Source organism: Leifsonia shinshuensis (genome assembly GCF_031456835.1).
Lineage (GTDB): Bacteria > Actinomycetota > Actinomycetes > Actinomycetales > Microbacteriaceae > Leifsonia > Leifsonia shinshuensis_C.
In genome coordinates this window covers 1-26267 of the sequence record NZ_JAVDVK010000001.1, presented here as the reverse complement: position 1 = coordinate 26267, position 26267 = coordinate 1, and the positions used below count along the sequence as shown (strand labels likewise).

Below are 26267 nucleotides of genomic sequence, written 5' to 3'. Positions count from 1 at the left end.
AGGTGCGGGGTGGTCAGAGGGAGGCGAGGGCGCGGCCGAACCGCTCGCGGAAGTCGGCGATCTCGGTGTCGCCGACGATCAGCGGAGGGGCCAGGCGGATGCTCGACTCGTTCGGCGCATTGATGATCAGCCCCTGGGAGAGTGCCGCGTCCGAGAGCCGGTGCGCCTCGCCGTCGGTCAGCCCGATGCCGATCAGCAGCCCGTGCCCGCGCACGTCGCCGATCAGCGGCGAGCCGAAGCCGCGGATGATCTGCTTGAGCTCCTCGCCGCGACGTGCGGCGTTGCCGACGAGGTCGGACCGCTCGATCTCGGTCAGGACCGCGTTGCCGGCGGCGGTCGCCAGCGGGTTGCCGCCGAACGTCGAGCCGTGCTGGCCCTGCGAGAACAGATCGGACGCCCAGCCGAACGTGACGAGCGCGCCGATCGGCACGCCGCCCGCGAGGCCCTTCGCCACCGTGACGGCGTCGGGGACGATTCCGGCGTGCTGGTAGGCGAACCACTCGCCGGTCCGTCCGATGCCGGTCTGGATCTCGTCGATGATCAGCAGCACGCCGTGCTGCTCGGTGAGCTCGCGCGCCCGGCGCAGGAAGCCGTCCGGGAGGTCGAGCACGCCCGCCTCGCCCTTGATCGGCTCCACGAAGAGGGCGGCGACATGGTCGTCGATGGCCGCCTCCAGCGCCGCGATGGTGGAGTCGATGTGCACGACCCCGCCCGGGAGCGGCTCGAAGGCCTCGCGCATCGGCGGCTTGCCAGTGAGGGCGAGCGAACCCATGGTGCGCCCGTGGAAGGCGTTGTGCAGCGCGACCACACGCGTGCGGCGGCCGTGCGGTCCGCGGTTCAGGCGCGCCAGCTTGAAGGCCGCCTCGTTCGCCTCGGCGCCCGAGTTGCCGAACAGCACCCGGCCCTGCGGGCCTGCGCCGGTGATGACGCGCAGGCGCTCGGCCAGCTGGAGCTGCGGCGGTGTCGAGAAGTAGTTGGACACGTGGGCGAGCGTCCCGATCTGGCTGCTCACCGCATCCACCAGGGCAGGATGCGCGTGCCCGAGCGCGTTCACGGCGATGCCCGCGAGGAAGTCGAGGTACTCGGTGCCGTCGATGTCCCACACCCGGCAGCCCTCGCCGCGGACGAGCATCCGCTTCGGCGTCGCCAGTGTGCGCATGATGGCGTCGGTGAACGGGCCCTTCCAGGCCCCGTCGCGCCACTCTTCGGTGTTGATCGTCACGTTCTCCTCCAGTGCCTCGCTCACGCGGGCACCACCTCCGTCCCGATTCCGGACTGCGTGAAGACTTCGAGCAGGATCGAGTGCGGAACCCGTCCGTCGATGATCGCAGCCTTCGCGACCCCGCCGTCGACCGCATCCAGACAGGCGGCCATCTTCGGGATCATCCCCGACTCGAGCGACGGCAGCAGCTCGCGCAGCTCGTCCGCCGCGATCTTGGACAGCAGCGAGTCGCGGTCCGGCCAGTCGCTGTAGAGCCCGGCGACGTCGGTCAGGATCACCAGCTTCGCCGCCCCGAGCGCCACGGCCAGCGCGGCCGCGGCCGCGTCGGCGTTGACGTTGAGCGCCTGGCTCGCGTCGTCGATGTCCGGTGCGATCGACGACACGACCGGGATGCGGCCGGCCGCCAGCTGGGCGAGCACCGCCTCCGGGTCCACGGCCACGACGTCGCCGACCAGGCCGAGGTCGACCTCCTCGCCGTCGATCACCGCCGCGCGCCGGCGGCCCTGGAACAGTCCGGCGTCCTCGCCCGAGAGCCCGGCCGCGAGCGGCCCGTGCTTGTTGATGTTGCCGACGATGTCGCGGTTGATCCGGCCGGTCAGCACCATCCGGACCACCTCCATCGCCTCCGGCGTGGTCACGCGGTAGCCGCCGCGGAACTCGGAGGCGATGCCGAGCCGGTCGAGCATCGCGGAGATCTGCGGCCCACCCCCGTGCACGACCACCGGGCGGAGCCCGGCGTAGCGCAGATAGACCATGTCCTCGGCGAACGTACGCTGGAGCTCCTCGTTCACCATGGCGTTGCCGCCGAACTTCACGACGATGATCCGGTCGTGGAAGGCCTTGAGCCAGGGCAGCGACTCGATCAGGGTCGCCGCCTTCTCCGCTGCGGCGGCGTGCTCCGTCGCCGCCCGTTCCGCGTCCTCGGTCGTCACGTTCTCCGCCATCGCCATCAGCTCGCGTACGCGCTGTTCTCGTGCACGTAGTCGTGCGTGAGGTCGTTGGTCAGGATGGTCGCGGTCTCGTCGCCCGCGTGCAGGTCGATGAGCACGTGCACCTTCCGCGGCGTCAGGTCGACGAGCTCCCGGGGCTGGTCCGGCTGGCCGGCCGTGCACACCTGCACGCCGTTGATCGCGACGTCGATGCCGTACGGGTCGAACTCGGCGTCCGTCGTGCCGACCGCCGCCAGCACGCGGCCCCAGTTCGGGTCGTTGCCGAAGATGGCCGCCTTGAAGAGGTTGCTGCGCGAGACGGCGCGTCCGACGACCACCGCGTCGTCCTCGGAGCGAGCGTTGAGCACCTCGATGGAGATGTCGTGCGAGGCGCCCTCGGCGTCGGCCTGCAGCTGCTCGGCCAGGTCGCGGCAGACGGCGGTGAGGGCCGACGCGAAGTCGGACTCGTCGGGTTCCACGCCGCTCGCGCCGGAGCCCAGCAGCGCGACGGTGTCGTTGGTGGACATGCAGCCGTCGGAGTCCAGGCGGTCGAACGTGACGCGCGTCGCCGAGCGCAGGGCCCGGTCGAGCTGCTCGGAGGTGAGCACGGCGTCGGTGGTGATCACGACGAGCATCGTCGCGAGGCCGGGCGCGAGCATCCCGGCGCCCTTCGCCATGCCGCCGACGGTCCAGCCGTCCGGCGAGCGGTACTCGGACTGCTTGGGGCGCGTGTCGGTCGTCATGATGGCCTCCGCAGCGCCGAGACCGGCGTCCGGGGCCAGCGCTGCGGCGGCGGACGAGACACCGCCGAGCAGTACGTCGAGGGGCAGCTGCTCCCCGATCAGGCCGGTGGAGCAGACCAGCACGTCGCCGGCGGAGACGCCGAGCTCCGTCGCCACGGCCTCCGCGGTGGCGTGCGTCGTCTGGAAGCCCTGCGCTCCGGTGTAGCAGTTCGCGCCTCCGGAGTTGAGGACGATCGCGGACACCACGCCGTCCTGGATCACCTGCTCGCTCCACAGCACCGGGTTGGCCTTGCACCGGTTCGTGGTGAACACGGCGGCGGCGGCGTTCAGCGGGCCGCGGTTCTGCACCAGCGCGAGGTCGCGGGCACCGCTCGACTTCAGGCCGGCGACGACACCGGCCGCGGCGAATCCGGATGCTGCGGTGACGCTCACGGCGCGACTCCGTTCACGGTCAGGCCCGTCGTCTCGTCGAGGCCGAGGGCGATGTTGACGGACTGGATGGCCGCGCCGGCCGTCCCCTTGTACAGGTTGTCGAGGGCGAGCACGGTGACGACGCGACCCGCGGCCGCGTCGAGCGCGACGCCGATCAGCACCGTGTTGGCGCCGAGCACGTCCGCGGTGCGCGGCAGCGTCCCCGCGGGGAGCACGTGCACGAACGGCTCGTCCGCGTACGCCTCCTCCCAGACGGCCTGCACCTGCTCGGCGGTGACGCCCGGCCGGACGCGCGCGGTGGAGGTCGCCAGGATGCCGCGCGACATCGGGACGAGCACCGGGGTGAAGCTGACGGTCGGAGCCCCTGCCCCGGCCTTGCGGAGGTTCTGCTGGATCTCCGGGATATGGCGGTGCGTGCCGCCGACGCCGTACGGGTTGGCGGACCCGAGGATCTCGCTCGCCAGGTACATCGTCTTCAGCGACTTGCCCGCGCCGGACGGGCCGACCGCGAGCACCGCGACGATGTCCTCGTCGTCGATGACTCCGGCGCGGATGCCGGGGGCGAGCGCGAGGGACACGGCGCTGGCGTTGCAGCCCGGGGCCGCGATGCGGCGGACGCCGAGGAGGGCGTCGCGCTGCTTGCCGGTGGAGGCGGTGCTGGCGGCGTGCGTGCCTGCCGCGGGTGCGTCGACGCTGCCTGCTGCTGCGTCCGTGGCGAGCGGCAGCTCGGGCACGCCGTACGCCCAGGCGCCGAAGTGCTCGCCGCTGTAGAACGCCGCCCAGTCGGCCGGGTCTTCGAGGCGGTGGTCGGCGCCGCAGTCCACGACGACCGTGTCGTCGGGCAGCTGCGCGGCGATCTCGCCGGACGCGCCGTGCGGCAGCGCCAGGAACACGACGTCGTGACCGGCGAGGTTCTCCGCCGTGGTCTCGAGCAGCGTCAGGTGCGCGAGCGAGCGCAGGTGCGGCTGGTGGGCGATCAGCGGGTGACCGGCGTTCTGGTGCGCGGTGACCGTGCGGATCTCGAAGTCGGGGTGCCCGGCGAGGATGCGCAGCAGCTCACCGCCCGCGTATCCGGATGCGCCTGCGACAGCGACCGAGAAAGTCATGCTTCTTCCTTTTCGAGTGGACGACAGGTGTCTCGGCGACGGCGGCGCCCACGTCGATCCACAACTCGAGGACCGCCCGGAACGCCGCCTAGCTTCGGCGGTCGCGCAGGCGTCGGCGCAGGGCGCGGGCGGCGAATGCCGCACGCGTCGAAGCGGTGCGCCGGACGGAAAGCATGGGACAACCCTAGCGCTCCCTCCCCGGCCCCCGCCAAATCGGGCCGCCTGGCGGTCGCACGTGCCGCCGGCGCGCCCTGCGGCGGCGCCGCGACTGCTGCCTCCCGGAACGTCTGCGGCTGCTCGCGCACGCGCGGACGTTCCGGACGGCGGCAGTTGCGTCGCGGGGGCTCGGTGGGCGTTGCGGACTGCGCCTGTTCGGAACGTCTGCGGCTGCTCGCGCAGGCGCAGACGTTCCGAACGGCAGCAGTCGCCGCCCGCGGGCGGCTACTCGCGGATGGTGGCGCCGAAGAGGTCGCCCGCGCGGGCGGAGCCGGCCAGCTTCGCCTCGCTCGCCTGCGCCGCCGTGAGGGTGCGGTCGTCGGCGCGGAAGCGGAGGGCGAACGTCAGGCTCTTGCGTCCCTCGGGCAGGCCGGGGCCGCGGTAGTCGTCGACCAGGCGGATGTCCTCGAGCAGGGGTCCTGCGCCCTCGCGGACCGCGCGGAGCACGTCCCCGGCCGGGACGTCGAGCGGCACGACGAGCGACAGGTCCTGCGTCGCCGCCGGGAAGCCGGCGATGACGCCCGCCACGACCTCCGGCGGAGCGACGGAGATCAGCGCGTCGAGGTCGAGCTCGAACACCGCGACGACGCGCGGCAGGTCGAGCTCGTGCGCGAGCGCGGGAAGGAGCTCTCCGGCGTAGCCGACCGGCGTGGACGAGCCGTCCGCGCCGAGTGCCAGCAGCCGGGCGGTGCGCCCAGGGTGCAAAGCCTGGTGGGACGACTGCTCGAGGTCGACGGTGACGCCGACGGCGGCAGCGGTCTGGCGGACCATGTCGAGCGCATCCACGAGGCCGGCGGGCACCGGAGGCGTCTCCGGCTGCTTCTCGACGGCGTCGCCGACGACCAACCCCGCGAGGTGCCGCGGCTGGGCGGGGATGCCGGCGTTCAGCCCGGCGAGGATGTCCGGTCCGGGCAGCGCGGCGCCCGGCGGGAGCGTCTCGCTGCCGATCGAGCCGTCGGAGGGGCGGAACACCGTGCCCAGCTCGTACACGCGGAGGTCGACCAGGCCGCGGGCCAGGTTCCGCTTCGCGATGTCGAGCAGCCCCGGGAGGAGCGAGGTGCGCAGGTACGGGGCGGTCGCGTCGAGGGCGTTGGCCAGGCGGACGGCGGGCACGTGGCCGGACACCTCGGGCAGGCCGAAGCGGTCGTTCTGGGCCTCGCTGACGAACGGGAACGACAGCACCTCGGTGGCGCCGTTGTCCGCGAGCGTCTGCGCGACGGCGCGGCGCAGCCGCTGCTCGCGCGTGAGGCCACGGCCGGGAGGAGCCACCGGCAGGACGGAAGGGATGCGGTCGTACCCGAGGATGCGGGCGACCTCCTCCGCCAGGTCGGACTTGTCGCGCAGGTCCGGACGCCACGTGGGCGGGACCACGAGCAGGCCGCCCTCGGTCTCGGTGACCGTGCCGCCGATCTCGGCGAGCGCACCGCGCACCTCGTCGTCGGAGAAGTCGACGCCGATCAGCGAGGAGATGTAGCCCTCCGGAAGCCGGATGGCGTCCGCCTCCTCCGAGGCGTCGAGGAGCGAGCCGAGCTCGTCGGCGTGGCCGCCCGCGAGCTGCTCGAGCAGCTGCACGACGCGGGCCGCCGCGGCGACGGCCACCTGCGGGTCGACGCCGCGCTCGAACCGCTTGGACGCCTCGCTCGGGAGTTTGTGACGGCGGGCCGTGCGTGCGATGGACACCGGGTCGAAGTTCGCCGCCTCGATCAGCACGTTGCGCGTGCCCTCGCGGATCTCCGTCGAGGCTCCGCCCATGACGCCGGCGAGGCCGATCGCGCCGGAGTCGTCGGCGATCACCAGGTCTTCGGGGTCGAGCTTCCTCGTCTGGTCGTCGAGCGTGACCAGGGTCTCGCCGGGCGTCGCCCGGCGCACCACGATGCCGCCCGACAGCCTGTCCAGGTCGTAGCCGTGGATCGGCTGGCCGAGCTCGAGCATCACGTAGTTGGTGATGTCGACGATCAGCGAGATCGAGCGGATGCCGGCGAGCTTGAGGCGCGCGATCATCCACGCGGGGGTGCGACGGGAGCCGTCGACGTCGCGGACGACGCGGGTGACGAACACGCTCGCCCCCACCCGGCCGCGGATCGGTGCGGTGTCCTCGATCGTCACGCTGAAGCCGCTCGCGTGCGCATCCCCCGTGCTCACCGGTACGGCCTCCGCGGGGTCGCGGAACGCCGCGCCCGTCGCGTGCGAGTACTCGCGTGCGATGCCGCGGATGGAGAACGCGTAGCCGCGATCGGGCGTGACGTTCACCTCGACGGCCGCGTCGTCGAGCCCCAGCAGCGACACCGCGTCGGTGCCGACCTCGGGGTCGAGCCCGAGCGTCGCGAGCCGCAGGATGCCGTCGTGCTCCTCGCCCAGACCGAGCTCGCGCGCCGACGCGATCATGCCGTCGGAGATGTGACCGTAGGTCTTGCGGGCGGCGATCGGGAACGGCCCGGGCAGCACCGCACCCGGGAGCGTCACGACGACCTTGTCGCCCTCGAAGAAGTTGCGGGCTCCGCAGACGATGCCGCGCACGTCGGCGCCGCCGTCGGCCGCGGTCTCACCCTCGGGCGCGACGCGGACCTGGCACCAGCGGATGGTCTTGCCGTTGCTCTGCGGCTCCTCGACGAACTCGAGCACCTGGCCGACGACGATCGGCCCGCTGAGCTCGAAGGTGTGGATGTCCTCCTCCTCGAGCCCGACGGACACGAGGGCGGCATGCACCTCCTCCGGGGTCGTTCCGGGCTCCAGGTCGACGAACTCGCCGAGCCAACTCAGGGGGACGCGCATCAGACCACCATTCCGAACTGCTGGGAGAACCGGACATCGCCCTCGGCCATGTCGCGCATGTCCTTGACGTCGTTCCGGAACATCAGGGCGCGCTCGACGCCCATGCCGAACGCGAAGCCCGAGTACACGTCGGGGTCGATGCCCGCGGAGCGCAGCACGTTCGGGTTGACCATGCCGCAGCCGCCCCACTCGATCCACCGGGCGCCGCCCTTGAACGAGGGATGCCACAAGTCGAGCTCGGCGCTGGGCTCGGTGAACGGGAAGTAGTTGGGGCGCAGGCGCACGCGCGCCTCGTCGCCGAACAGCGACTTCACGAAGTGGTCGAGGGTGCCGCGCAGGTGCGCCATCGTGAGGCCCTTGTCGACCGCGATGCCCTCCGTCTGGTGGAACACGGGCAGGTGGGTCGCGTCGAACTCGTCGGTGCGGAACACGCGGCCCGGCGCGATCCGGTACACCGGCAGCTCGTCGCCCAGCAGGGCGCGCAGCTGCACCGGCGAGGTGTGCGTGCGCATCACCAGGTGCGCATCCGTCGGCTCGACGAAGAAGGTGTCCTGCATCGCGCGCGCCGGGTGGTCGGCGTCGAAGTTGAGCGCGTCGAAGTTGTACCACTCGCTCTCGAGCTCGGGGCCTTCCGCGACCTCCCAGCCCATGCCGACGAAGACGTCGGCGATGCGCTCCTGCAGCAGACTCAGGGGGTGGCGTGCGCCGGGCGTCCAGCGCGAGGGCAGCGCCGTGACGTCGACCGTCTCGGCGGCGAGCTGCGCGGCCTCCTCTGCGGAGGCGATCTCGGCCTCCTTGGCGGCGAACGCCTGGTTGACGCGCGCGCGGGCGCCGCCGACCAGCTTGCCCGCCGCGGCCTTCTGGTCGCCGGGGAGCGAGCGGATGCCCGCGTTCAGGCGGGCGAGCGGCGAGCCTTCCGCCGTGTGGTCGTGGCGCACCGTCTTCAGGGCCGCCGAGTCGCTGGCGGCGTCGATGGCGGCGAGGGCCGCATCCACCGCTGCCGCGACGGCGGATTCGGTGATCTCCGTGGTATCTGACACGGTCACCCAGTCTAGTCGGCGCTCGAACCGCCTCCCGGACCGGTGCAGAACGGTGGATGAGCCGTCTGAGGCCGTCTGCTGTGGAGGGATGCGGTCAGGCGCGCTGCGCGAACGCGGACTCGTAGAGGCAGACCGACGCCGCCGTCGCCAGGTTCATCGACTCGGCGCGGCCGTAGATCGGAACGGTCACGACGCGGTCCACGAGAGCGAGCAGCTCGTCCTCCAGACCGTGCGCCTCGTTGCCGAACACCCAGGCGGTCGGCCGGGCGAGCTCGCCGTCACGGCGGGCGGCGAGGAGGTCCTCCCCCTTGATGTCGGCGGCGAGCACCTGCAGCCCGGCCGAGTGCGCACGGCCGATCACGTCGGCGAGATCGGCGCCCACCGCGACGGGGACGTGGAACAGCGACCCGCTGGTCGAGCGGACCACCTTCGGGTTGTACAGGTCGACGGTGCGACCGGTCAGCACGACGGCGTCCGCACCGGCCGAGTCGGCCGCGCGGATGATGGTCCCGGCGTTGCCCGGGTCCCTGACCTCCTCCAGCACGGCCACCAGCTTGGAGGAGTCGGAGAAGATGTCGCGGATGGACGTCGGGAACTGGCGCGCGACGGCCACGAAGCCCTGGGGCGTGATGGTGTCGGCCATGGCGTCCAGCACGTGCTCGGAGACGAACTCGACCTCCACGTCGGCGTCCTCGGCCGCGCGCGCGATCTCCGGGTACCGCTCCAGCGCCGTCGGCGTCGCGAACAGGTCGACCATGAGATCCGGCCGGAAGGTCAGCGCCTCGGACACGGCCTGCGGCCCTTCGAGCAGGAACAGCCCCGTCTCGGAACGGGCGGAGCGCTTGGCGAGCTTGGCGACGGCCCTGACGCGCGGTGAGCGCGGGTTGTCCAGCATGGCACCAGCATATGGGGCCGGTGATCCGAACGGCGCTGCGTCTCGTGTTAAGGGAAAGCGGATGGAGGCTGAACGATGAGAACACTCGGACGAGCGGCACTGATCGCGGGCGGCGCGGCCCTCGCCCTCGGGCTCGGCACAGCGGCGGCGGTCGCGGCGACCGGCGACGGAGGGGGCGACGACGTACGGGTCGTGCAGCCGACGGGGACGCCGAGTCCCACGGTGGAGGACCGCATCGCGCGGCCGACGCCCAGCGACCCGCCGAGCGCGGTCCCGCTCCCCGGCGACGACCACGGCGCCGACGACCCCGCCACACACGACATCGGCGACGACCACGGCGCCGACGACCCCGCCACACACGACATCGGCGACGACCACGGCTCCGGCGGCCACGGCTCCGACGACTGAGCCCCGGACACACGGAACGGCCCGGTCGACTGCTGTCGACCGGGCCGTTCCGTGTGTCCGGGTGTTACGCCGCGGCGTCCGCCTTCGGGGCCGACGTGTCGGCCGGCAGCGCCTTCTTGGCGGTCTCGACGAGCGCCGCGAAGGTCGCGGGCTCGGTCACGGCCAGGTCGGCGAGGATGCGACGGTCCACCTCGACGCCCGCCAGGCCCAGGCCCTGGATGAAGCGGTTGTAGGTGAGGCCGTTGGCACGGGAGGCCGCGTTGATCCGCTGGATCCACAGACGACGGAAGTCGCCCTTGCGCTTGCGGCGGTCGTTGTACGAGTAGACCAGGGAGTGGGTGACCTGCTCCTTAGCCTTGCGGTAGAGGCGCGACCGCTGCCCGCGGTAGCCCTCGGCGCGCTCGAGGATGACCCGACGCTTCTTGTGGGCGTTGACGGCCCTCTTCACTCTTGCCATTAGTCGATTTCCTTCTTAAAAGTGCGTGTCGAGTCGTTACTTGCCGAGCATCCGGCGGATGACCTTGGCGTCCACCTCGGGGACGACCTGGTCCTGGTTCAGCCGGCGGGTGCGACGGCTGGACTTGAGCTCCAGGTTGTGGCGCATGCCGGACTGCTGCTTCATGACCTTGCCGCTGCCGGTGATCTTGAAGCGCTTCTTGGCGCCGGAGTGGGTCTTCTGCTTGGGCATTACTTCTCCTCGTTCGTCGCCTGGGCGGGCGAACTCTCATCGGACTGAGCAGCATCGGCTGCGTCAGCAACCGCATCCTGGTCGCGCCCCTGGGCGCGGGCCTTCGTTGCGGCACGTTGTGCGTTTGCCTCGGCCTTGGCCTCGGACTTGTTCTTCAGCGGGCTGATGATCATCACCATGTTGCGCCCGTCGATCGTGGGGTTCGACTCCACGGTCCCGAGCTCGGCGACGTCTTTCGCGAAGCGCTGGAGGAGGCGGACGCCCTGCTCCGGACGCGACTGCTCGCGGCCGCGGAAGAGGATCATCGCCTTCACCTTGTCGCCGGACTTCAGGAAGCCCTCGGCGCGCTTGCGCTTGGTCTCGTAGTCGTGCTTGTCGATCTTGAGGCGGAACCGCACCTCTTTGAGGATCGTGTTCGCCTGGTTGCGCCGGGCCTCCTTGGCCTTCTGCGCAGCCTCGTACTTGAACTTGCCGTAGTCCATGATCTTGGCGACCGGCGGCTTGGAGTTGGGCGCGACTTCGACCAGGTCGAGGTCGGCCTCCTGCGCGAGTCGCAGCGCGACCTCGATCTTGACGACACCGACCTGCTCTCCGCTGGGGCCGACGAGTCGAACTTCGGGGACGCGGATACGGTCATTCGTACGGGGATCGCTGATGTCTGTCTCCTCTGATCAAGCGATGGTTCTCGGCCACGGCCCGTCGGTGACGGTCCGGCGAAAGAGGAGGTTCCACGCACCAGCACGCCCGCGATCCGGATCTCGTGAGATCGCATCGCAGACTGGTACAGCACCCTGACTACCCCCGCGTTCACACGCGATGGCGGAGTGCAACGACCCGGTAACCTGTAAAACGGTCAAGCGCGGGTGGGAGGAATCTCCACTTTCGTACCGGGACAGATGTCCCGGAGCCCGAACGATTCTAACAGAGGAAAGCAGTGAGCGACACATCCTTCACCTTCGACGAGTCCGGCAGCGACCAGGACGACGTCGCCGAGGCCACCCGCGACATCGCGGAGGTGCCCGCCGTCGAGGTGATCACCACCACCGCCGTGCACCTGATGAGCGCGGCCGCCGTGAAGTGCGGCCTGGCCGACGACCCGGAGCACCAGACCGATCTGGATGAGGCGCGCAAGCTGATCGACGCCCTCGCCGGCCTCGTCACCGCGAGCGCGCAGCACGTCGGCGACCAGCACGCGCGCAGCCTGCGCGACGGCCTGCGGTCGCTCCAGCTGGCCTTCCGCGAGGCGTCCGCGATCCCCGACGAGATCGGCAAGGGCCCGGGCGAGAAGTACACGGGTCCCGTCGGCTGACCATGGCCTTCACCGCGCCTCCCGCCTTCACCACGCGCCCCACCCTGCAGGGCCGGTTCGGGATGTCCGCCTCGACGCATTGGCTGGCGACCGCGGCCGCCCAGGCGGTGCTGGAGCGCGGCGGGAACGCGTTCGACGCGGCGACGGCCGGCGCGTTCGTGCTGCACGTCGTCGAACCGCACCTCAACGGCCCGGGCGGCGACCTGGTCGCGCTGTTCGCCACGGCGGACGACCCGACGCCGGTCGTGCTCTCCGGCCAGGGACCGGCGCCCGCGGGCGCCACACGCGAGCATTACCTGGCCGAGGGCCTGGAGCTGGTCCCCGGGTCCGGCGCCCTCGCGGCGGCGGTGCCCGGCGCGGTGGATGCGTGGCTGCTGCTGCTGAAGGACCACGGCACGTGGGAGCTGGCGGACGTGCTGGCGTTCGCCATCGAGTACGCCGAGCAGGGCCATCCGGTGCTGGAGCGCGTGTGCGCGACCATCCGGGCCGTCGCCCCGCTGTTCACCGAGCACTGGCCGACCTCCGCCGAGCGGTGGATGCCGGGCGGCCGCATCCCGGAGCCCGGCGAGCTGGTCGTCGACCCGGCGTACGCGCGGGTGCTGCGCGGGCTGATCGCCGCGGGCTCCGCGGACGGCAGCCGCGAGGACCGCATCGAGGCGGCGCGCACCGAGTGGGCGACCGGGACCGTCGCCCGGGCGGCGGCCGCCTTCGCCCGGACGCCGCACCGGCACTCCGACGGGGCCGACCACGCCGGCGTCATCGCCGAGCCGGACTTCGCCGCGTACCGGGCGCACTACGAGGACGCGGTCACGCTCGACTTCCGCGGCGCGACCATCGCCAAGACGGGCGCCTGGGGTCAGGGGCCGGCGCTGCTGGCGACGCTGGCCATCCTGGACGGCTTCGACGACGAGCGGCTCGACCCGTCCACGGAGCTCGGCGCGCACACCATCCTGGAAGCCCAGAAGCTCGCCTACGCGGATCGCGACGCCTACTTCGGCGACGACCGGGTGCCGGTCGAGACGCTGCTCTCCCCCGGCTACGCCGGCGAGCGACGCGCGCTGATCGGCGAGACAGCGTCGGCCGAGTTCCGGCCCGGTCGTGTCCCGGGCGTCGAGCCGTTCCGGCCGCCGCTGCGCACCGAGTACACGCCTCCGAGCGGCGTCGCGAGCGAGGGCGTCGGCGAGCCGACGGTCTCGCGCTCCGGCGAGACGCGCGGCGACACCTGCCACATCGACGTGGTGGACCGGTGGGGCAACATCGTCTCGGCCACGCCGTCCGGAGGCTGGCTGCAGTCCTCGCCGACCATCCCGGAGCTCGGCTTCTGCCTGGGCACGCGCCTGCAGATGACCTGGCTCGAGGAGGGCTCCGCCGCCACGCTCGAGCCCGGTAAGCGGCCGCGCACGACGCTCACGCCCACGCTGGTGCTGCGCGACGGCATCCCCGTGACCGCGCTCGGCTCGCCGGGCGGCGACCAGCAGGACCAGTGGCAGCTGCTCTACCTGCTGCGCACGCTGGTCGGCGGCTACACACCGCAGCAGGCGATCGACGCGCCGGCGCTGCACACGACCTCGATCGCCGAGTCGTTCTGGCCGCGCACCTGGGAGCCCGCGGGAGCGGTCGTGGAGGGCCGCCTCGGCGACGAGGTGATCGCGGGGCTGGAGGCACGTGGCCACCGCGTCACGCGCGCCGGCGACTGGACCCTGGGGCGGCTGAGCTCGGTCGGACGCGACCCGGAGACCGGCCTGCTCTCGGCCGCGGCGAACCCGCGGGGGATGCAGGGGTACGCGGCAGGTCGCTGATCCGCCCCGGTCAGCCGGCGGCGTCGACCGCGCGGCGGACGGCGGCGACGGTCCGGCCCGCCTCCTCCGCGTCGGTCAGCCAGTTGCTCACCGAGAACCGCAGGACGGCCCGTCCGTGCCACACCGACGGCGAGGCCAGCGCCTGGCCGTCGGCGAGCAGCGCGGCGCCGACCGCCCGGGTGCGCTCGTCGGCCCCGAACGCCGCGCAGACCTGCGTGTATACGACGTCGTTGAGCACCTCGGCCCCCGGGATCCCGGGGATGCCCTCGGCGATCACCTGCGCCGAGTCGGCCAGCTGCTGCACGAGGCCCGCCACGCCGTCGCGCCCGAGCTGGGCGAGCGTGGCATAAACCGGCACACCGCGCGCGCGGCGGGAGAGCTCCAGCACGCGGTCCGCCGGGTCGGCGACGTCGTCCGATGACGCCAGGTACGCGGCGTGCTGCGCAACCGCGCGGTGCAGCGCCTCCGGGTCGGCCACCGCTGCGATCCCGCAGTCGTACGGCACGTTCAGCGTCTTGTGCGCATCCGTCGCCCACGAGTCGGCGCGCTCGAGCCCGGCGGTCAGATGGCGCAGGCCCGGCGCGGCCTCGGCCCACAGCCCGAAGGCGCCGTCGACATGCACCCACGCGCCCGCCTCGTGCGCGATGTCGGTGAGCTCGCCGAGCGGGTCGAAGGCGCCCGAGTGGATGTTCCCCGCCTGCAGGCAGACGATCGCCGGGCCGCTGCCCTCGGCGAGCGCCGCGCGCAGGGCGTCCGCGCGCATCCTGCCCTGGTCGTCCGCCTCCACGACCTGCCCTCGGCCGAGGCCGGCGACCAGCCCCGAGCTGTCGACGGAGCCGTGCCGCTCCGCGCCGACGAAGAACCGGATGCGGGGACCGCCGGCGAGGCCGCGTTCGGCGGCGTCCCAGCCCGCACGCCGCAGCACCTCATCCCTCGCCGCCACCAGCCCGACCAGGCTGGCGACGGTGGCGCCCGTCACGAAGCCGACCTCCGCGGAGGGTGGCAGCCCGAGCAGGTCCGTGAGCCAGGCCGCGGCCAGTTCCTCCGCGGCGACGACCCCCGGGGTCACGGTGCGGAGCCCGGTGTTCTGGTCCCACGCGGAGACGAGCCAGTCGGCCCCGAGCGACACGGGCTGCGCGCCGCCCATCACCCAGCCGTGGAAGCGCGGCGACCCGATCCGCATCAGCCCCGGCTCGATCGCCTCGGCCATGCGCTGCAGCACCTCCGGCGCCAAGGGGCCGCGGTCGGGCAGCTCGCGCCCCAGCGCATCCTTCACCGCATCGATGTCGGCGGTCGGCGGGATGCGCTCGTCGCGGGTGCCGCCGAGCCACCGCCCGGCGAGCGCGACGGCCTCGTCGAGCGCGGGACCGAACGTCGCCGGATCGCTCACACGGGCATGCTAGCGGCGCACTGCGCGATGGTGGATGCGGGATTCACCAGACCGGCGGACGGCGTTCCTGCCACCGAACCCGGTGCTCCAGCTGGGTCGCCAGCGACAGCAGCGTCCGCTCGCCGCCCGGCCGTCCGATCAGCTGCACGCCCATCGGCAGACCCTCCGCCGTCTGCGAGATCGGCAGCACGACGGCGGGCAGCCCGGTCACGTTCAACATCGACGTGAAGGGGGTGTACTGCACCTGCTGGGCGAAATTGCGCTCGCCGTCCTCCTGGTCGTACCAGCCGACCGGCCGCGGGGTCATCGCCATCGCGGGCGTCAGCACGGCGTCGAACGACGACAACTGCCGGATGAACGAGCGCTCGTAGGCGGTCAGCGCCGCCAGCGCCTCGCTGAGCTCCCGGGCGCTGAGGGCGCGGCCGCGTTCGACCAGCCACGCGGTCAGCGGTTCGAGCAGGTCGAGCACCTCGCCCTCTGCCGGGATGCGCGCGGCGCCCGCCTGCCAGATCGTGCGGAACGCCGGGGCGTAGGTGTCGTCCGGCTCGAGCTCCGCGTCCTCCAGCCCGTGACCCATCGAGTCGAACGCCTCGGCCGCCGTGACCAGCGCATCCATCGCCTCGGGCGCGATCGTGATGTCGTAGGCGCCGTCCCAGGCGGAGGACGTCATCACGCCCAGCTGGAACCGGCCCTCGCCGCGCACGGCCGTGCCGAGGAACGGCCCGTCGTCGTCGTACGGCGCGCGGAGCGTGTAGTGGTGGTCGATGGCGCCGTCGGACCGTTTCGCGATCATCCCGTCGAGCAGCAGGGCGGCGTCCGTCGTCGTCCGCGCGATCGGACCGTCGACCACGAGGCCGGCCAGCGAGGCGATGCCGCTCCCGGCGGGCACCAGCCCGCGCGACGGCTTCAGCCCGACCAGACCGCACGCGGCGGCCGGGATGCGGACGGAACCGCCGCCGTCGGACCCGGGGGCGAACGGGAGCATGCCGGACGCGACGGCGGCCGCCGCTCCCCCGCTGGAGCCTCCGGCGCCGAGTTCCGGGTTCCAGGGGTTGCGCGCGGGCGGCGCCGCGAGCGACTCCGTGTACGCCGGCAGCCCGAACTCCGGAGCGTTGGTCTTGCCGAGGCTGACGGCGCCCGCCGCATCCAGCGTCTCGACGATCTCGTCGCTGGTCTCCGGCACGAAGTCGGCCATGGCCCGCGACCCGAACCCGGTGGGCACGCCCGCGCGCATCCACAGGTCCTTGTCGCCCGAGGGCAGCCCCCACAGCGGAGCGGTCCGCGGCACGCGCTCGGCCACCTCGTCCGCGCGCCGCAGCGCCGCGTCGCGCGTGACCGTGATGAAGGCGCCCAGCTGCGGGTTCAGGCGTTCGACGCGGTCCAGGTAGTGGGAGGCGAGCTCGCGGGGCGACACGCGTCCCGTCTGGAGTTCCTGCCAGAGTTCGAGGGCGGTCAGCTCGTGGAGGTCGGCCATGCGCTCAGGCTATCCGAGGCGGTGGCCAGCTTCGGAGATGTCGATGAGCACCTGGGCATGGACGTGGCCGGGAGCTGTGCGCCCCCGGCCACGGTTTGATGCCATCGGCCTCACTCGCCCGGAGCGGTGCCCGCTCCGTTCGACGATGTCGGTGCCCTCACGCTACGACGCTCCGGCCTCCCGGAACGGAACGCCCGGTGAACTCATAGCGGACCGCTAGCGTGTGTCAGGTGCTGGGCTATGTCTTTCTTGCGGTCGCCATCGCGACCGAGGTCGTCGCGACCACGTTCCTCAAGTTCACCGCGGGCGAGAACGCCAAGTGGTGGGCGTTCGTCATCGTCGTCGTGGGCTACGTGGCGTCGTTCTTCGCGCTGTCGCTCGCCCTGGGGCGCGGCGTGCCGCTCGGGATCGCCTACGCGATCTGGTCCGCCGTCGGCGTCGCGGCGATCGCGATCATCTCCTGGGTGTTCTTCAAGGAGTCGCTCACCTGGGTGCAGATCGCCGGCCTCGTCCTGGTGATCGGCGGCGTCGGGCTGCTCGAGCTGGGCGCCAAGCACACGGCCTAGGCGGATCCGACGAACGCGGCGAGCGCCTCGTCCAGCGTGCGCGCCGGCGCGATGTACTCGTACACCGCCCCGTCACCCGTCGGCACGTACTCCCCCTCGGTGGTCACCGTGACCGCGCCAAGCAGGCGGCCGCGGCCGAGCTCCGCATCCTCGTCCGGGTACGAGTGGTCGTACACGTCGTAGCGGTCGCCGTCCTCGTAGACGGTCAGGTCTTCCAGCAGCGGCATCAGAACCTCCTCGTGAACGGCAACGGCTTCCGCATCCGGATGAGCAGCAGGAGCGGGACGAGCACGTACGGCCCGTTGTACAGCAGGAACACGACCGGGTTGGGCGTGCGATCGCCGACCGGGCCGAAGAACTCCACCCCGAAGATCGGGATGGCGGTGAGGCTGATGATCATCGTGGCGTAGATCACGGCGAACAGCTGGATCCAGTTGTAGCCCTTCACCAGGCAGACGATCAGCAGCACGTAGAACGGCAGGTAGACGAACGCGCTCGTCCCGGTGATGAAGCGCAGCCAGAGCGGCTCGTGCATGTACAGCGGGTCGTACTGGGATGAGTACGTGTAGTTCCACTGCGCCAGGATGTTCGTCGTCGTGGCCGTCTGCGGGATGCCGAGCGTCGGGATGGCGTCGCTGATGATGCACGTCACGATGAACAGCGAGAACATGACGATGAAGAAGATGTCGACCGGCCGCTTGCGCAGCGGCAAATTGGCAGGAGTGGCCGGCGCGGCGGCGACGCGGCCCGCCGCGGTCCCGGGGTTCACGGTGCTCACGCGGCGAGCCTAGCGCCCGTCAGCCGGTGAAGCCGACGTTCGCGAGCACCCGTTTCGCGATCGTCACCTGCTCCTCGTCGTTCGCGCCGTCGCCCTCCACCTGAACCCAGCCGCCCGCCGCGATCACATCCAGCGTGGTCCCGGAGCGGTAGGCCGAGTCGCCGACGCCCGTCACGTCGACCGCACCGGCGGGTCGCGTCTTCTGCGCGTAGACCGCTCCGCCCGGGAGGACCGCGACGGAGAGTCCGGAGGAATCCTGCGTCGTCCAGGCGCACCAGTACGAATGGACGACACTGTTGATCCCCAGGGTCGACAGCGCATCCTCACCCCCGTCGGCGCGGACCTCGGACACCTCCGTCCCGATCACGCCGCCGAGGTCGGCCGCGGTGATCAGGCCGTCGCAGTCCTGCGCCCCGCGCAGTGTGCGTCCCGCGGGCTGCCAGAGCGGCGCCGGGCGGGGAGGGCGCGCACCGCGGGCAGCGCCGCGGCGGAGACCGCCTCGACCCACGCCGACTGCGTGTCGTACGTCGCCGCGCCGTAGTCCCAGACGCCGGCCTTGACCCCGTAATCGCGGGTCAGCGCGAAGAAACCGCAGAACTGGAAGGCGTTCTGCGGGCACATGGAGTATGTGTCCGGTTCGGAGCCGAGCGGCTCATCGAACCCACCGACGTCGATGCCCGCCCGGAAGTCCTCGAACCCTTCGCGGGTGACGCCGGGAACGACGGTCACCCAGCCGTAGAGCTGCTTCTCCGAGACCGGCTGGGACGGGTCGCCCTCGCCCCACATGCACATCAGAGCACCCGCCCGCTCGTCCGCGTAGGACGCCGGGTTGCGCGGCGTCTCGGTCGTGACCCGGTTAGCAGGGACCCGGAACGCGGCGGCCACGACGGCCGGCGGCACGAGCTGGTCGCACGTCAGCGGCACCCGGGCGGTCGGAGCAGTTGCGGCGGCGGCGGTGGGAGTCGGCGTCGGCGACGCGGTGCGAGTCGACGGTGCGGTCCAGGCCGGTGACGGCGCGGCGCACCCCGTCAGCAACGCGGCGACGACGGTCAGCGCGGCGATGGCGCCGGCCCGGATGCTCTTCATATTCCCCCCTCGGTATGCGTCACGAATCGGACGCTCAGGAGGACGCTAACGCATCGCGAACCCGCGTCGTGCCGCCGTTGCCGAAGCGTTATTTGAGGGACTTCTGCATCAGCACGGTGCCCAGCCAGCGGTCGAACTTGTAGCCGACGCGACCCATGCGGCCGATCTCGGTGAAGCCGAAGTTCTCGTGCATCCGGATGGACGCCTCGGCCCCCTTGTCGGCGATGACCGCGATGATCTCCTTGAGCCCCGCGGCCTTCGACCGGTCGATCAGCTCCTGCATCAGCACCGGCCCGAGGCCCTTGCCGGTGGACGCCGCCCCGAGGTAGATCGAGTTCTCCACCGTGAACCGGTAGGCCCGCTTCTGCTTCCACGGCTGGACGAGCGCGTAGCCGAGGATCTGCCCGCTCGGCGACTCGGCGACGATGAACGGCATCCCGAGCTTCGTGAGGTACGCGAACTTGCTCTTCCACTCGCGCAGCGTCATCGCATCCTCGTCGAAGGTCACGGTGCTGTTGGCGACGTAGTGGTTGTAGATCTCGCGCACGTACGGCAGGTCCTCCGGCCGCGCCTCGCGGATCGAGTACTCGAAGGGGGCCTCCGGCGGCTCCGTCTTGCGGAGGTGGCGCGGGAGCACGCGTCGCTCTTGGTATTCCTCTTCCAGCACAGCATCAAGGGTACGTCGCCCGTGTTGCCACGACGTTACGAATGCGCCCTCACGATTGCAGCGTCACGGCTGCAGCGTCCAGTCCACGGGCTTCTCGCCGACCTGCTCCAACAGGGCGTTCGCGCGCGAGAACGGCCGGGAGCCGAAGAACCCGCGCGACGCGGAGAGCGGGCTCGGGTGCGGCGACTCGATCACCGGGTTGCCGTCGAGCAGCGGCTTCAGGGTGGCGGCGTCCCGTCCCCAGAGGATGGACACGAAGGGCCGGCCGCGCGCGACGAGCGAGCGGATGGCGTGCTCGGTCACCGGCTCCCAGCCCTTCCCCCGGTGCGAGGCCGGCTCGCCGGGGCGCACGGTGAGCACGCGGTTGAGCAGCATCACCCCGTTGTCGGCCCACGCGCTGAGGTCGCCGTGCGGCGGTGGCGTCACGCCGAGGTCGTCGCGCAGCTCGCGGTAGATGTTCTGCAGGCTCTTCGGGAGTGGGCGCACGTGGCGCTCAACCGCGAACGACAGCCCGATGGGATGCCCGGGGGTCGGATACGGGTCCTGGCCGACGATCAGCACCCGGACGTCCGCCAGCGGCGCGCGGAACGCCCGCAGCACGGCGTCGCCCGCCGGCAGATAGTGCCGCCCGGCGTTCACCTCTCCGCGCAGGAAGTCGCCCATGTCGGCGATGCGGTCGGCCACCGGTTCCAGCGCCCGGGCCCAGCCGGGATCGATCGAGCCGTCGGCGGCGAGCTCGGTCAGCGTCTTCGCCACGGCCGGGTCAGTGGGTCGCGGCGGTCACCGGCGGGAGGGCCGACCACGGGAAGGTGATCCAGCGGTCGGTGCGGCGCCAGACGAAGTCGGGCTCCAGCACGGTGCGAGGCTTCGAGTAGAGGCAGACGGTGCGCACTTCGGCGCCCGAGGCGGCCATCAGGTCGACGACCATGGCCAGCGTGCGTCCCGAGTCGGATACGTCGTCCACGAGCAGCACCCGCTTCGACTCCAGGGCGGCGGCGTCGAGCATCGGCGGGAGGACGACCGGCTCCGGGAGGCGCGTGTCCACTCCGGTGTAGAACTCGACGTTGAGCGCTCCGCAGGCCTTGATGCCGAGCGCGTAGGAGATCGCTCCGGCGAGCAGCAGGCCGCCGCGGGCGATGGCGACCACCATGTCCGGCTCGTACCCGGACTCGACCACCTCGCCGGCCAGGTGACGGGCCGCCTCGCCGAACTCCAGCCAGCCGAGGACCTCCCGTTCCGTCTCTTCGAGGACGTCTGCTCCGGAATCGTCGAGTTCGCTGGCCATTGCTCTACCGTACCGGGGCCGCGCGGGTGTTAGCATCCGCGCATGACCTCGGAGAAGACGTCGACCCAGGGCCGGGCGACCGTCGCGATCGGCACCACGGCAGCCCTCATCGGATGGCTGGCTCTGGTCGAGCTGACGAGCGGCATCCTGCAGGGGTACTACGTGCCGCTGATCTCCGACATCGTCCGCCACCTCGGCATCCACGACGCCGACTACAACTGGTTCGAAGCGGCCCAGCTCCTGGTCTCCGCGCTGGTCGTCCCCGTGCTCGCCAAGCTCGGCGACATGTTCGGGCACAAGCGCATCCTGCTGGTGGCCACCGCCCTCACCGCGCTGGCCACCTGGGCGCTGGCGTTCTCGGGCGACTTCGTGAGCTACCTGCTCGCCTTCGCGCTGCAGGGGTTCTACGTGGTGTGGCTGCCGCTGGAGGTGGCGCTGATCTTCGACCGCGGACGGCGCAGCGGGACGGCGGCGTCCCGCACCCGGCGCGCAGCAGGGCTGCTCGTCGTCGCGCTGGAGGCCGGGGCGATCCTCGGAGCGGTCGGCGCCGGCCTGCTGTTCGAGGCGCTCGGCGGCAACGTCGCCCTCACGCTGATGGTGCCGGCGGTCGCCGTGACGCTCGTCTTCTTCGCCATCCTGTTCGGCGTCCCCGAATCGGAGCCGGTGGAGGGGCGGACGCTCGACGGCGTGGGCTTCACCCTCCTCGCCCTCGGGCTGCTGCTCATCACCTCGGGCCTCACGTTCCTGCGCCTCAACGGCGTCGGAACCTGGTGGGTCTGGGCGCTCATCCTGCTCGGGGTGCTGACGTTCATCCCGTTCGGCCGGTGGGAGCTGCGGCAGGGCGATCCCGCGATCGACCTGCGGGTGCTGCGCCAGCCCGCGATGTGGCCGGTCCAGCTGACCGCGGGCCTCATCGGGATCAGCCTGCTCGGCGCGCAGGCGCCGCTCAGCACGTACGCGGGCACCGACCCGGCAAACGGCTACGGTCTCGGCCTCTCGGCCGGCCAGCGCAGCATCCTGATCGGCGCCTACCTCATCTCGATGATCGTCGGCGCGCTGCTGTTCCCGCTGGTGTCGTCGTGGCTGACGCCGCGCGTGACGCTGATCGGCGCCTCCTTCCTCGTCGCGATCGGGTACCTCCTGTTCCTGCCGTTCCACCAGCAGACCGGGGAGGTGTTCGTCAACATGGCGATCGCGGGCCTCGGCTCGGGCGCCCTCGTCGGCGCGCTCCCCGCCGCCGCGGCCGCCGCCGCCCCGCGCGGGCAGACCGGCGTCGCCACGGCGCTGACGAACACTACGAAGACCATCGGCGGATCGTTCGCCTCCGCGGTGTTCGGCGTGGTGCTGCTGACGGGCGCCGCGACGGTGACCGCCACCGCCGCGAGCCTGTTCGGTTACATGCTCGTCTGGACCATCTGCGGCCTGGGCGCGCTCGTCGCCGCCGTCCTCCTCTTCTTCGTCCCGCGCCTCGCCTTCGCCGACGCCGAACCCTCCTTGGAGTAGCCATGTCCGACCAGCTCCCACCCGCCGTCGCCGAGGCCCTCACCCGGTTCCTCCTGGAGCAGCGCCGGGTGGCGCCCGGGCTGGTCAGCCGCGCGATCGTCACCGGCTCCGCCGTCGCCGGGGACTGGCATGCCGGCGTGAGCGACATCGACGTGGTGTTCGTCGTCACCCGCGACCCGGTCGACGACCTGCCGGCCCTCGCCGAGCTGCACGCCGCCTCCGAGCCGCACATCGACGGCGTGTACCTGACCGAGTCCGAGCTCTCCCGCGGCCCGGACGTGGTCACGACCGCGCCGCAGGTCGTGGAGGGCGTCCTGGTGTCGGAGCTGCCGGGCGCCCAGCTGAGCTGGATCACCTGGCGGGAGCTGGAGTCCGGCGTGCAGGGGGTCGTCGACGGCGGGGACGTGATCTGGTCGCCCACCGCGGACCGCCACCCGCGGGCGGCGGAGGGCGTCGTCGCGTTCTCGCGCGACAACCTGCTCGACTACTGGCAGCGCATCGGCGACAGCGCCGAACGCGAGCTCGCCGACCGTCCGGACGACGGGCCCATACGCGCCGAGACCGTGCGCTGGGTGGCCCTCGGCCCGATCCGGCTCGTGGCGACCATCGAGACCGGCGACGTGCTGTCGAAGACGGCCGCGGCCGCCTTCGCCGCCGAGCGCTGGCCCGAGCACGCCGAGCTGCTGGAGCGGGTGGTCCGCGACCGCGCGGGCGAGCGGCAGGAGTTCACCGCCGCCGACGGCCGGGAGGCGCTCACGCTGCTGCGCAAGTGCGTCGCCGTGGCGGAGAGCTGACCGCGGGACGGATCAGCCGGCGGCGCCGGTCTCCTCGCCGCGGTCCGCGGTCCGCTCGTCGGGAGCCTCGTGCACCCGCTGGCCCTCGCGCGCCTCACGCACCTCGCGGGCGTCGCGCATGTCCCGGTCGTGCTGCTCGTGGTGCCGCAGGTGCTGCGTCCGGTCGTTCAGGTAGCTCACGATGGTCGCGCTCGAGGTTCCGACGATGGCGATGCCGCCGATCATGAGGATCACGGCGAGGATGCGGCCGGGGATCGTCACCGGGTAGTAGTCGCCGTAGCCGACGGTCGCCATGGTCACGCACGCCCACCAGACCGAGTCGCCGAAGCTCTTGATGTTGGAGCCCGGGGCGTACCGCTCGACCCGGAACTCGGCGAGCGCGATGACGTAGATGAACATGATCACCGCGGTGCCGGCGATGATCACCACGCGGCGGCGCAGGTGCGAGGCGGTGTTGCCCCGCAGCGCCCGGACGTGCCGCAGCCCGGTCAGGAGCCGGAACGGCCGCGCCAGCGGGAGGAAGACGCTCAACAGGTCGATCAGCGAATGGCGGACGAAGTCGCCCTTGTGCTCGGCGAGCACCAGACGCACCGCGTAGTCGAGCACGAAGAAGGCCCACACCGCCAGCAGCACCACCAGGAGGCCGATGCGCAGCGCCTGCGGCGGGTGCTCGTCGAGGACGCTCCACGAGTACGCGACGAGGAACGCGGCCGACGCCACCAGCGCCGGCCAGGCGGTCGCCCGCTCCCAGCGCTCGCGCTTCGCGTCGTCGGGGATCCTCATCGCATCCCCCTAGCCGCGGACCGTGAGCTCGCCCTTGTGCAGCCGATACGGCGCCGCCTGGGCGACCGGCTTCACCACGATCAGGTCAAGGTCCACGTGCCGGGGCAGCGTGAGCGCGTGCACGATGGTCTCCGCCACATCCTCGGCCGACAGCGGCTCCGGCACATCCTCGTACACAGCGTCGCGGCGCGCCTTGTCGCCGCCGAACCGCACCAGCGAGAACTCCTCCGTCGCCACCATCCCGGGCGCCACCTCGACCACGCGGATGGGCTCGCCGTTCAGCTCCAGCCGCAGCACCTCGGTGAGCGCGTGCTCGGCGAACTTCGCGGCGTTGTACCCGCCGCCGCCCACGTAGGCGGTGAGCCCCGCGATGGAGGTGACCACCGCGATGTCGGCGTGGCCGGACTCCGCCGCTCCCTGCCGCAGCAGCGGGAGCAAGGCGGAGATCACCCGCTTGGTGCCGATGACGTTGATCTCGTACATCCACACCCAGTCGTCGACGCTCGACGCCTCGACCGAGTCGAGGCCGTGCGCGCCGCCCGCGTTGTTGACCAGGGCGTGCAGCGGGCCGGTCGACGCCAGGTGGTCGCGCAGTGCATCCACGTCGTCCTGCTTCGTCAGGTCGGCGACGACGTAGGCCGCGCCGGTCTCCTCGGCGAGCGCGCGCAGCCGGTCCTCGCGGCGGGCCACGGCGACCACGTCCCAGCCCTCGGCGCGGAAGGCGCGGACCGTCGCCGCACCGATACCCGAACTCGCTCCCGTCACGACCACACGTCTGCTCATGCCCTCATTGTTACGGGTTACGGCGTGTTTCGGATACGTTGCCCGCCTCCCCCGGCGCGTCTAGCCTGCTGACAACGGCGGTGGCCGACCGCTCGCAGACCCTGCGCTCCATGCGCCCCCAGACCCGAAGGAGAGACGCCATGACCGACGCCGCCGACTGGCAGTTCGAAACCAAGCAGATCCACGCCGGAGCCGCGCCCGACCCCGTGACCAACGCGCGCGCCACGCCGATCTACCAGACCACCTCCTACGTGTTCAACAACGCGGAGCACGCCAAGAACCTGTTCGCGCTGGCCGAGTTCGGCAACATCTACACGCGCATCCAGAACCCGACCCAGGCCGTCGTCGAGGAGCGCGTCGCCGCGCTCGAGGGCGGCACCGGCGCCCTGCTCGTCGCTTCCGGCCAGGCGGCCGAGACGTTCGCCGTGCTGAACATCGCGCAGGCGGGCGACCACATCGTCTCCTCCAGCTCGATCTACGGCGGCACCTACAACCTCTTCAAGTACACGCTCGCGAAGCTCGGCATCGAGACCACGTTCGTCGAGAACCAGGACGACGCCGAGGAGTGGCGCCGCGCGGTCCGCCCGAACACGAAGCTGTTCTTCGCGGAGACCATCGGCAACCCGAAGATCAACATCCTCGACATCGAGCTCGTCGCGGGCGTCGCGCACGAGGCCGGCGTTCCGCTGATCGTCGACAACACGATCGCGACCCCGTACCTGATCCGCCCGTTCGAGTCCGGCGCGGACATCGTCGTGCACTCGGCCACCAAGTTCCTCGGCGGCCACGGCACCGTCATCGGCGGCGTGATCGTCGACGGCGGCAAGTTCGAGTGGTCCAAGAACGTCGAGAAGTTCCCGGGCCTGACCGAGCCCGACCCGTCGTACCACGGCGCGAGCTACACGGCCGCGGTCGGCGACGCGCTCGCCTACATCATCAAGGCGCGCGTGCAGCTGCTCCGCGACCTCGGCGCGGCGATCGCCCCGGCGAGCGCATGGCAGCTCATCCAGGGCATCGAGACCCTCTCGCTCCGCGTCGAGCGCCACACGCAGAACGCGCAGGAGATCGCGGAGTTCCTCGAGTCGCACCCGGACGTCGCCTCGGTGAACTACTCGGGCCTGCCGACGAGCCCCTGGTACGCGGCCGCCAACAAGTACGCCCCCAAGGGCGTCGGTGCGGTGCTGTCCTTCGAGCTCAAGGGCGGGGTGGATGCGGGCGCAGCGCTCGTCGACAACCTGTCACTGTTCAGCCACCTGGCCAACATCGGCGATGTCCGCAGCCTCGTCATCCACCCGGCGTCGACCACGCACTCGCAGCTGACCCCGGAGCAGCAGCTCACCGCGGGTGTCACCCCCGGTCTCGTGCGCCTCTCCGTGGGCCTCGAGAACGTCGACGACCTGAAGGCCGACCTGTCCGCCGGCCTCGCCGCCGCCCGCTCCGTCGCCGAGGCCGCCCGCGCCTGACCAGCCCCCGTCGAGTACACGAAAAGTGCACGCGACACGCCGCCGAAACGTGCACATTTAATTGAAAAAGCTGGGGGGCGGGCGGGGGGGGGTAAATAAGGGGGGCCGGAAGCAGCCCAACCGTGGATATGTAGCA

28 protein-coding genes are annotated in these 26267 nt (G+C 71.8%); 7 read left to right on the top strand and 21 right to left on the bottom strand.

Annotation, left to right across the window (positions count from 1 at the left end):
• Positions 1-13 precede the first annotated feature (13 nt).
• The 7 genes from J2W45_RS00140 to J2W45_RS00110 all read right to left on the bottom strand — a co-directional run bounded on the left by J2W45_RS00140 (position 14) and on the right by J2W45_RS00110 (position 9355).
• On the bottom strand, positions 14-1246 hold the full coding sequence (locus tag J2W45_RS00140; RefSeq protein ID WP_396427042.1) for an acetylornithine transaminase: 1233 nt from the start codon (positions 1244-1246) through the stop codon (positions 14-16).
• The gene (gene argB, locus J2W45_RS00135; RefSeq protein ID WP_310128001.1) at positions 1243-2166 is read right to left on the bottom strand and encodes an acetylglutamate kinase; all 924 of its coding nucleotides are present in this window, start codon (positions 2164-2166) and stop codon (positions 1243-1245) included. The genes J2W45_RS00140 and argB overlap by 4 nt, the downstream gene beginning before the upstream one ends.
• Positions 2167-2171: 5 nt before the next feature.
• Positions 2172-3326, bottom strand: coding sequence for a bifunctional glutamate N-acetyltransferase/amino-acid acetyltransferase ArgJ (gene argJ / locus J2W45_RS00130; protein ID WP_310128000.1), 1155 nt, complete (start codon positions 3324-3326; stop codon positions 2172-2174).
• Positions 3323-4432, bottom strand: a complete 1110-nt coding sequence (locus J2W45_RS00125; protein ID WP_310127999.1) for an N-acetyl-gamma-glutamyl-phosphate reductase — start codon at positions 4430-4432, stop codon at positions 3323-3325. Before J2W45_RS00125 ends, argJ begins: the two co-directional genes overlap by 4 nt.
• Positions 4433-4873: 441 nt before the next feature.
• The gene (gene pheT, locus J2W45_RS00120) at positions 4874-7420 is read right to left on the bottom strand and encodes a phenylalanine--tRNA ligase subunit beta (protein WP_310127998.1); all 2547 of its coding nucleotides are present in this window, start codon (positions 7418-7420) and stop codon (positions 4874-4876) included.
• A complete protein-coding gene (gene pheS, locus J2W45_RS00115) occupies positions 7420-8460 on the bottom strand; it encodes a phenylalanine--tRNA ligase subunit alpha (protein WP_310127997.1) in 1041 nt (346 codons plus the stop codon). The genes pheT and pheS overlap by 1 nt, the downstream gene beginning before the upstream one ends.
• Positions 8461-8554: 94 nt before the next feature.
• Positions 8555-9355 (bottom strand): TrmH family RNA methyltransferase, encoded by an 801-nt coding sequence (locus tag J2W45_RS00110; protein ID WP_310127996.1) that lies wholly within the window; start codon positions 9353-9355, stop codon positions 8555-8557.
• Positions 9356-9430: 75 nt separating this feature from the next.
• On the opposite strand from J2W45_RS00110, the gene J2W45_RS00105 reads away from it, so the two are divergent.
• Complete coding sequence (locus J2W45_RS00105; RefSeq protein WP_310127994.1) at positions 9431-9763, top strand: hypothetical protein; 333 nt, start codon at positions 9431-9433, stop codon at positions 9761-9763.
• Positions 9764-9827: 64 nt separating this feature from the next.
• On the opposite strand, the gene rplT is transcribed toward J2W45_RS00105, so the two are convergent.
• Genes rplT through infC form a run of 3 tightly spaced genes read right to left on the bottom strand, consistent with a single transcriptional unit; the run spans position 9828 to position 11107 of the window.
• The gene (rplT, locus tag J2W45_RS00100) at positions 9828-10220 is read right to left on the bottom strand and encodes a 50S ribosomal protein L20 (RefSeq protein WP_309857432.1); all 393 of its coding nucleotides are present in this window, start codon (positions 10218-10220) and stop codon (positions 9828-9830) included.
• 36 nt (positions 10221-10256) lie between these two features.
• A complete protein-coding gene (gene rpmI / locus J2W45_RS00095) occupies positions 10257-10451 on the bottom strand; it encodes a 50S ribosomal protein L35 (RefSeq protein WP_310127992.1) in 195 nt (64 codons plus the stop codon).
• The gene (gene infC, locus J2W45_RS00090; protein ID WP_310134825.1) at positions 10451-11107 is read right to left on the bottom strand and encodes a translation initiation factor IF-3; all 657 of its coding nucleotides are present in this window, start codon (positions 11105-11107) and stop codon (positions 10451-10453) included. Before infC ends, rpmI begins: the two co-directional genes overlap by 1 nt.
• Positions 11108-11385: 278 nt before the next feature.
• On the opposite strand from infC, the gene J2W45_RS00085 reads away from it, so the two are divergent.
• Together J2W45_RS00085 and J2W45_RS00080 are read left to right on the top strand one after the other, a co-directional pair.
• Positions 11386-11760, top strand: coding sequence for a DUF1844 domain-containing protein (locus J2W45_RS00085; protein ID WP_310127990.1), 375 nt, complete (start codon positions 11386-11388; stop codon positions 11758-11760).
• 2 nt (positions 11761-11762) lie between these two features.
• Positions 11763-13559, top strand: coding sequence for a gamma-glutamyltransferase family protein (locus J2W45_RS00080; protein ID WP_310127988.1), 1797 nt, complete (start codon positions 11763-11765; stop codon positions 13557-13559).
• A gap of 10 nt (positions 13560-13569) precedes the next feature.
• On the opposite strand, the gene J2W45_RS00075 is transcribed toward J2W45_RS00080, so the two are convergent.
• Both J2W45_RS00075 and J2W45_RS00070 read right to left on the bottom strand, forming a co-directional pair.
• Positions 13570-14949, bottom strand: coding sequence for a pyridoxal phosphate-dependent decarboxylase family protein (locus tag J2W45_RS00075; RefSeq protein ID WP_310127986.1), 1380 nt, complete (start codon positions 14947-14949; stop codon positions 13570-13572).
• Positions 14950-14992: 43 nt separating this feature from the next.
• Complete coding sequence (locus tag J2W45_RS00070) at positions 14993-16423, bottom strand: amidase (RefSeq protein WP_310127985.1); 1431 nt, start codon at positions 16421-16423, stop codon at positions 14993-14995.
• Positions 16424-16653: 230 nt separating this feature from the next.
• Between J2W45_RS00070 and J2W45_RS00065 the strand changes: the two genes are divergently transcribed.
• Positions 16654-16989, top strand: coding sequence for a DMT family transporter (locus tag J2W45_RS00065; RefSeq protein ID WP_310127983.1), 336 nt, complete (start codon positions 16654-16656; stop codon positions 16987-16989).
• Here the strand turns inward: J2W45_RS00065 and J2W45_RS00060 are convergent.
• From J2W45_RS00060 to J2W45_RS00030, 7 genes are all read right to left on the bottom strand, one after another.
• Complete coding sequence (locus J2W45_RS00060) at positions 16986-17216, bottom strand: hypothetical protein (protein WP_310127981.1); 231 nt, start codon at positions 17214-17216, stop codon at positions 16986-16988. The genes J2W45_RS00065 and J2W45_RS00060 overlap by 4 nt on opposite strands.
• Entirely contained in the window at positions 17216-17767 is a 552-nt protein-coding gene (locus J2W45_RS00055; RefSeq protein WP_310127980.1) for a DUF2781 domain-containing protein, read from the bottom strand. The genes J2W45_RS00060 and J2W45_RS00055 overlap by 1 nt, the downstream gene beginning before the upstream one ends.
• Before the next feature lie 19 nt (positions 17768-17786).
• Positions 17787-18134 carry a hypothetical protein gene (locus J2W45_RS00050; protein ID WP_310127979.1) on the bottom strand — a complete coding sequence of 116 codons (348 nt, stop codon included), beginning with the start codon at positions 18132-18134 and terminating at the stop codon, positions 17787-17789.
• 23 nt (positions 18135-18157) lie between these two features.
• Complete coding sequence (locus J2W45_RS00045; protein ID WP_310127978.1) at positions 18158-18853, bottom strand: hypothetical protein; 696 nt, start codon at positions 18851-18853, stop codon at positions 18158-18160.
• Positions 18854-18941: 88 nt separating this feature from the next.
• On the bottom strand, positions 18942-19520 hold the full coding sequence (locus J2W45_RS00040) for a GNAT family N-acetyltransferase (RefSeq protein WP_310127977.1): 579 nt from the start codon (positions 19518-19520) through the stop codon (positions 18942-18944).
• Positions 19521-19583: 63 nt separating this feature from the next.
• Complete coding sequence (locus tag J2W45_RS00035; protein WP_310127976.1) at positions 19584-20276, bottom strand: uracil-DNA glycosylase; 693 nt, start codon at positions 20274-20276, stop codon at positions 19584-19586.
• 7 nt (positions 20277-20283) lie between these two features.
• Positions 20284-20805 carry a phosphoribosyltransferase gene (locus J2W45_RS00030; RefSeq protein WP_310127975.1) on the bottom strand — a complete coding sequence of 174 codons (522 nt, stop codon included), beginning with the start codon at positions 20803-20805 and terminating at the stop codon, positions 20284-20286.
• A 42-nt stretch (positions 20806-20847) separates the two neighbouring features.
• Between J2W45_RS00030 and J2W45_RS00025 the strand changes: the two genes are divergently transcribed.
• On the top strand, positions 20848-22308 hold the full coding sequence (locus J2W45_RS00025; RefSeq protein ID WP_310127972.1) for an MFS transporter: 1461 nt from the start codon (positions 20848-20850) through the stop codon (positions 22306-22308).
• A 2-nt stretch (positions 22309-22310) separates the two neighbouring features.
• On the top strand, positions 22311-23102 hold the full coding sequence (locus J2W45_RS00020) for a nucleotidyltransferase domain-containing protein (protein WP_310127970.1): 792 nt from the start codon (positions 22311-22313) through the stop codon (positions 23100-23102).
• Between the two features lie 12 nt (positions 23103-23114).
• Here the strand turns inward: J2W45_RS00020 and J2W45_RS00015 are convergent, their stop codons facing one another.
• Both J2W45_RS00015 and J2W45_RS00010 read right to left on the bottom strand, forming a co-directional pair.
• Entirely contained in the window at positions 23115-23885 is a 771-nt protein-coding gene (locus tag J2W45_RS00015; protein WP_310127968.1) for a potassium channel family protein, read from the bottom strand.
• 9 nt (positions 23886-23894) lie between these two features.
• On the bottom strand, positions 23895-24668 hold the full coding sequence (locus J2W45_RS00010; protein ID WP_310127967.1) for an SDR family oxidoreductase: 774 nt from the start codon (positions 24666-24668) through the stop codon (positions 23895-23897).
• Positions 24669-24808: 140 nt separating this feature from the next.
• Here J2W45_RS00010 and J2W45_RS00005 point away from each other — a divergent pair, with 140 nt between their 5' ends.
• Complete coding sequence (locus J2W45_RS00005) at positions 24809-26131, top strand: bifunctional o-acetylhomoserine/o-acetylserine sulfhydrylase (protein ID WP_310127966.1); 1323 nt, start codon at positions 24809-24811, stop codon at positions 26129-26131.
• The last annotated feature ends 136 nt before the right edge of the window (positions 26132-26267 follow it).

Coding starts and splice junctions, on each gene's coding strand:
- J2W45_RS00080 (WP_310127988.1), top strand. CDS start 11,763: ATGGCCTTCACCGCGCCTCCCGCCTTCACCACGCGCCCCACCCTGCAG.
- J2W45_RS00020 (WP_310127970.1), top strand. CDS start 22,311: ATGTCCGACCAGCTCCCACCCGCCGTCGCCGAGGCCCTCACCCGGTTC.
- rpmI (WP_310127992.1), bottom strand. CDS start 10,451: ATGCCCAAGCAGAAGACCCACTCCGGCGCCAAGAAGCGCTTCAAGATC.
- J2W45_RS00010 (WP_310127967.1), bottom strand. CDS start 24,668: ATGAGCAGACGTGTGGTCGTGACGGGAGCGAGTTCGGGTATCGGTGCG.
- pheT (WP_310127998.1), bottom strand. CDS start 7,420: ATGCGCGTCCCCCTGAGTTGGCTCGGCGAGTTCGTCGACCTGGAGCCC.
- J2W45_RS00045 (WP_310127978.1), bottom strand. CDS start 18,853: ATGAAGAGCATCCGGGCCGGCGCCATCGCCGCGCTGACCGTCGTCGCC.
- J2W45_RS00030 (WP_310127975.1), bottom strand. CDS start 20,805: ATGGCCAGCGAACTCGACGATTCCGGAGCAGACGTCCTCGAAGAGACG.
- J2W45_RS00070 (WP_310127985.1), bottom strand. CDS start 16,423: ATGGCCGACCTCCACGAGCTGACCGCCCTCGAACTCTGGCAGGAACTC.
- J2W45_RS00060 (WP_310127981.1), bottom strand. CDS start 17,216: ATGCCGCTGCTGGAAGACCTGACCGTCTACGAGGACGGCGACCGCTAC.
- J2W45_RS00005 (WP_310127966.1), top strand. CDS start 24,809: ATGACCGACGCCGCCGACTGGCAGTTCGAAACCAAGCAGATCCACGCC.
- J2W45_RS00025 (WP_310127972.1), top strand. CDS start 20,848: ATGACCTCGGAGAAGACGTCGACCCAGGGCCGGGCGACCGTCGCGATC.
- J2W45_RS00125 (WP_310127999.1), bottom strand. CDS start 4,432: ATGACTTTCTCGGTCGCTGTCGCAGGCGCATCCGGATACGCGGGCGGT.
- J2W45_RS00105 (WP_310127994.1), top strand. CDS start 9,431: ATGAGAACACTCGGACGAGCGGCACTGATCGCGGGCGGCGCGGCCCTC.
- argB (WP_310128001.1), bottom strand. CDS start 2,166: ATGGCGGAGAACGTGACGACCGAGGACGCGGAACGGGCGGCGACGGAG.
- J2W45_RS00110 (WP_310127996.1), bottom strand. CDS start 9,355: ATGCTGGACAACCCGCGCTCACCGCGCGTCAGGGCCGTCGCCAAGCTC.
- J2W45_RS00015 (WP_310127968.1), bottom strand. CDS start 23,885: ATGAGGATCCCCGACGACGCGAAGCGCGAGCGCTGGGAGCGGGCGACC.
- rplT (WP_309857432.1), bottom strand. CDS start 10,220: ATGGCAAGAGTGAAGAGGGCCGTCAACGCCCACAAGAAGCGTCGGGTC.